This is a genomic window from Streptomyces sp. NPDC048483, from assembly GCF_040651455.1.
Taxonomy (GTDB): Bacteria; Actinomycetota; Actinomycetes; order Streptomycetales; family Streptomycetaceae; genus Streptomyces.
The window spans coordinates 1-4533 of sequence record NZ_JBEZJZ010000221.1 but is presented as its reverse complement, the minus strand read 5'-3'; the positions used below and the strand labels follow the sequence as shown (position 1 = coordinate 4533).

Genomic DNA, 4533 nt, shown 5'->3' with positions numbered 1-4533 from the left:
AAGATCTCGTTGTCACCCCGCCCAACCCCGCCCCGCAGTTGACCAGCCCGGCTCGTCCGGCGGGGGTCCGTCCCGCACCCGCCCGCGGTCGGGGTGCGGCACGGACGGCCCGGCGCCGCCGCTGGCCGCCGGCGGGCACTTCAAGGAAGCCGCGTGCGGCGAGGACCGCTGCACCCGGGCGGCAACGGCGGCGGATGCGGGTGGATATGGATTGCCATCCCCGATTGCCACCGTCACCACGGCGTGAAGCAGCCGGCCGACTTCACCGACGGGAACGATCCACGTTCCCGGTCCGGCTTCAGGTGTCCTGTGACAGCGGATCTTGAGCGTGTGCCATCGAAGTCTGAGTGACTATTCGTCGCCGTATCCTCCTGGGGCACAAAGTGCGGGTTGCTGAAGCGACCCGCGGCCCCCCCGGCACGCCGGTAGCAGCGGCTCGATCGTGGAGCGGCTCGGGCGGACACCAGACCTCAACGACCCACCAGTCCCGACGCATACGCTGTCCCGAAGTTCAGGTACCGATGCCGCTCACTCTGCCGAGGGCTCCAGTCGCGCGGTGCACAAAGGAGGTTGGCTGCAGACCCTCCGCCCTGACAAGGTAGGAGACTGGCGAGTCGGCGAGGATCGTGTCCGCGGCAAGGGTCGCAAGGGCTGGTTGCCAGCCTTCCGGGACGCCGCCTTGTTCAAGGTCGCATACGCCTACGGCCTGCGCCGCAACGAGACCCGGATGCTTGATCTCACCGACTTCGGCCGCAACCCGGAGGGCCGGGAGTCCGGCGAGTACGGCACCCTGCTGGTCCGCTACGGCAAGGCCAAGAAGGGCTCGCCGCCCAAGCGTCGCAGCGTGCTGACCGTCTGGCACTGGACACCCGGCACCATCGAGGAATGGATCAGCGAGGTCCGGCCCGGGATGCGTCATTCGACCGGCAGGGCCCTCTGGCCGTCCGAGCGAGGCCCGCGGATCGGGCTCCAGCGGCTGGACTCCCGCTTCGCGGCCTACCAGGACGCCATCGGACTGGACCCCGCGCTGGAGTTCCACTCGCTACGCAGGTCCTACATCACCCACCTGATCGAGGACGGTCACGACCCGCTGTTCGTCCAGCTTCTCTTGAGTCCTCTGGGCAGTGTCCATGACGTGCAGCACGAGCCTGGGGCGGGCGGAGATCTGCGTGGTGGAGGTGGTTATCTACCGCCGTCCATCACGCAGTTCCCCAGGAGGTGGACCTGCCCGCACCCGTCGCTGAACTGGCACTCCAACAGGTCAAGGTTCGCCGCAGCCATGCCGTCCTCGCACAGACGGACTCGGCCTGGCTCTTCCCCGGAGGCCAGCCTGGCCGCCCGATCAGCGCCTGGGCCATGGGCGAACGGCTCCGCAAACTCGGCATCCGGCTCGCAAAAGCCCGCTCGACCGCGCTATTCCAGCTCGCCACCGAGTTGCCCACAGCAGTCCTCGCCCGCACCCTCGGCATCGACATCACCGTCGCTGTGAAATGGCAGCGAGCCGCCGCCGGGGACCGGGGCGCCTACGCCGCCGACGTTGCCAACCGGAGGCGCCCGTAAGTCAGGTCCATGCGCTTGGTTACCCGAGACCGCCGTTGCTCTGGAGAAGCTGGCCGTTGATCCATCCACCCTCTGCTGAGCAGAGGAACGTGACCAAGTTCGCGCAGTCCTGCGGCACACCAAGGCGCCCCAGGGGCGTGAAGCGGATCATGTCCGCCTTCTGCTCCTCAGTCATCCACCCGGTGTCGGTCGGTCCGGGATTGATCGCGTTGCAGGTCACTCCCAGGTGGGCGAGCTCACGGGCGGCGGCCAACGTGATCCGGTCCATCGCACCCTTGCTCGCCCCATAAGGCAGGTTGCCGGCGGTGTGGTCGCTGGTCAGGCTGACGATCCGCCCGCTGCCATGCTGCCCGCGGAACCGCAGCCCGTACTCCCGGATCAGCAGCCAGGTTGCCCGCGCATTGACCGCAAAGTGCAGGTCAAAGCTCTCCACCGTGGTGTCCAACAGGCCCGAGTCGACCGACTCGCAGTGGCAGAGCACCAACGCGGTGACGTTCCCCAGTACGCGCTCGACGCTGCCGAAGAGCTGAGTCGGCACAGCCGGATCACTCAGGTCCGCCTCGATCGCATGCGTTCTCGCCCCAAGGGACGCCACCTGCTTCCGCAACTCTTCGGGCGCCCCCGGCTCCACGCCCCACTGCATCCGCTCGTCATACAGAGTCCAATATGTGAAGGCCACGTCCCAGCCCGCCCGGACGAGATTCACGACCACGGACGCCGCGATTCCCGCCGAACGTCCTGCCCCCGTGACCAGGGCAAGCGGGCGCCCCGACTCGCCCACGTCCCGCCGCTTCTCCAGGTGCGTCTCGCCACTCATGATCCTCATCCTGGTGGGACGCGCTACACACAGCACCCGATTTTCCCAAGCGCACGACGCGACCACCCCTGAGATGGGCAGGCACAGCCACCATCACGAGGGGCCGAAGGCGCCAGATCAGGCAGGTATTCGGGCAGTTCCAATACCCGACTCCACCATTAGCGATCTACCCGGCCGAGACCATCGAGGCCCATCGCGCCTTTGTCGCCCGTCGCAGGGCCACCCGACCCAGCGATGAGTATCGGACCTCACCGAGGAGGAATGGGACGCTTTCCTCGCGCACTTCGAGAAGCGCAAGGTCTCCATCGGCACCTGCGCTCGTGCCTTTTCAAGCCCTTGTGTTCATGAACACGCTTGTGTTCGTTGCTCGCTCCTCCGGCCGGACCCGGCCCAGCGTGGCCGGTTGGAGGAGATCCGCGACAACCTCGTTGCCCGCATCGCCGAGGCCGAGCGCGAAGGCTGGCTCGGCGAGGTCGAAGGACTCCGGGTCAGCCTGGCTGGCGCCGAAGACAAGCTCGGTCAAATGGACCGACGATCTCCCGGCGGCACGGCGATCAACCTCGGCATGCCACGCATATCCCCAGCTCAACCCGGCCGGGAGGAGGGAACGGCATTGCTGAGACAATCCCTGGATGACCAGCAATGAGATCCGGTTCGACTGCCGGCACCGGGGTGACGGCGGCCCGCTCGTGATCGTCCCCCGCATCGACGGAGCACCACTCACCGAGCTGATCGACGGGTTCGAGATCACGGCCGGGATGCAGCCCGCAGGCGATGCCTACGGCGGTCTGATCCCGGAGTTCTTCCGGTTCGGCCCGATGCAGGACCACTTCCTCGGACGGTCCACCAACGCGATGAGGCCGAAGACACCCGTTCTAGGGTGTGAATGCGGCGAGTGGGGATGCTGGCCTCTCATGGCTCGCATCACCGTCACAGCGGACTTCGTGGTTTGGGACTCTTTCGAGCAACCCCATCGCACAGCACGCGACTACACGACGTTCAGCCCGTTCCAGTTCGACCGCCACCAATACGATGTCGCCTTGCGGGACTTGAGCGCGGCGATGGACTCCGACGTCGACGACACGCGTGCATGAGCGCTAACGGGCACGGCCTGCTGGGCTAGAGGACAGGGAAGCGGTTCATGGAAAGGTTCGAGATAGAGAGCCTGGCGCTTATACCTGGCCAGAAGATCCAGGCCAAGGTCCTGAGCCATCGCCCATGGGGCGTGGTCGTTGAGATCGTCGGTTACGAGAACGCTGGTCTGTCGGCCTCAATCGACATGATCCAGCAGTTCTCCAGGACCACGAGCAGCCATGACGAACTACTCGCGCTCTTTCCACCCATCGGTTCGCAGATCGATGCGGTGATCGAGCAGATCCATCGCTGGCATCCGCCGGTATCAGTGCGGCTCAGCATCCGACCTGCCGACCTGGAGTCACTGGCCTGGCGCTGCGACTTCTGTGGAGAACGGATCACATTGGGCCCAGGTGGAGACGCCCTCGTTTTGGACTCGCGAAGCCACGACGGCCCAGGAAGCCACACCATCATCTCCCACCGGCACTGCCTGGCCGAGCGGATCCGCCCAGAGAACTCTGGAGAGCGGGCGCGAGCAATGAAGATCGGGAAGATGTGCTGAGGGTCGCAAGGTGGCGTTCCTGACCACCTACTGACACGTCTGAGCTCGACAGCTCATTCGGCGGGGGCAACTGGTAGTTCAGAGAAGCCTGTGTTCGCTGCCCGATGCTGCGGATCGACCCGGGCCAGCGGAAGCGACTGATCGAGATCATCCACGGCCTCACCGACCGCATCAAAGAGGCCAAGTCGAACGGCTGGCTCGGCGAAGCGGAGGGACTCCAGGTCAGCCTCCAAGCCGCCAGCAAGAAGCTGACCGCCATGGACCAGGCCCAGGCCCGAAGCAAAACCCACATCGCTGACCTGGGGCTCCCCCAGCTCAGGCAGCCCTGAAATCACGCGAGGTGCGGCCCACCTACCAAGCACGCCGCACCTCGACTCCACCTACATGGAGGGCTCAGCATGGCACGACGAGTGCGTGACTCCTTGGTACTCCAGCCGTGCTTCTCCATTTGTGCTGGTCAGCGGGCCTGTTTCGAGTCTAGTTGGCTGACACTCCGTCAGGGTAACGGCGGTTCGTGACT

7 protein-coding genes are annotated in these 4533 nt (G+C 65.9%); 6 read left to right on the top strand and 1 reads right to left on the bottom strand.

Annotated elements, in window-relative coordinates:
* Together AB0D04_RS42235 and AB0D04_RS42230 are read left to right on the top strand one after the other, a co-directional pair.
* On the top strand, positions 1–247 hold a 247-nt coding region (locus AB0D04_RS42235; RefSeq protein ID WP_362712760.1), incomplete at its 5' end, for a hypothetical protein.
* Positions 248–442: 195 nt separating this feature from the next.
* On the top strand, positions 443–1489 hold the full coding sequence (locus AB0D04_RS42230) for a site-specific integrase (RefSeq protein ID WP_362712758.1): 1047 nt from the start codon (positions 443–445) through the stop codon (positions 1487–1489).
* A gap of 90 nt (positions 1490–1579) precedes the next feature.
* Here AB0D04_RS42230 and AB0D04_RS42225 read toward each other — a convergent pair whose 3' ends face one another.
* On the bottom strand, positions 1580–2377 hold the full coding sequence (locus tag AB0D04_RS42225; protein ID WP_362712756.1) for an SDR family oxidoreductase: 798 nt from the start codon (positions 2375–2377) through the stop codon (positions 1580–1582).
* A 403-nt stretch (positions 2378–2780) separates the two neighbouring features.
* Between AB0D04_RS42225 and AB0D04_RS42220 the strand changes: the two genes are divergently transcribed.
* From AB0D04_RS42220 to AB0D04_RS42205, 4 genes are all read left to right on the top strand, one after another.
* Positions 2781–3023: a hypothetical protein gene (locus tag AB0D04_RS42220; protein WP_362712755.1), complete on the top strand. Its 243-nt coding sequence runs from the start codon at positions 2781–2783 to the stop codon at positions 3021–3023.
* Entirely contained in the window at positions 3010–3471 is a 462-nt protein-coding gene (locus AB0D04_RS42215; protein WP_362712753.1) for a hypothetical protein, read from the top strand. Before AB0D04_RS42220 ends, AB0D04_RS42215 begins: the two co-directional genes overlap by 14 nt.
* A gap of 47 nt (positions 3472–3518) precedes the next feature.
* On the top strand, positions 3519–4013 hold the full coding sequence (locus AB0D04_RS42210; RefSeq protein ID WP_362712751.1) for a hypothetical protein: 495 nt from the start codon (positions 3519–3521) through the stop codon (positions 4011–4013).
* 104 nt (positions 4014–4117) lie between these two features.
* Complete coding sequence (locus AB0D04_RS42205) at positions 4118–4342, top strand: hypothetical protein (protein WP_362712750.1); 225 nt, start codon at positions 4118–4120, stop codon at positions 4340–4342.
* The last annotated feature ends 191 nt before the right edge of the window (positions 4343–4533 follow it).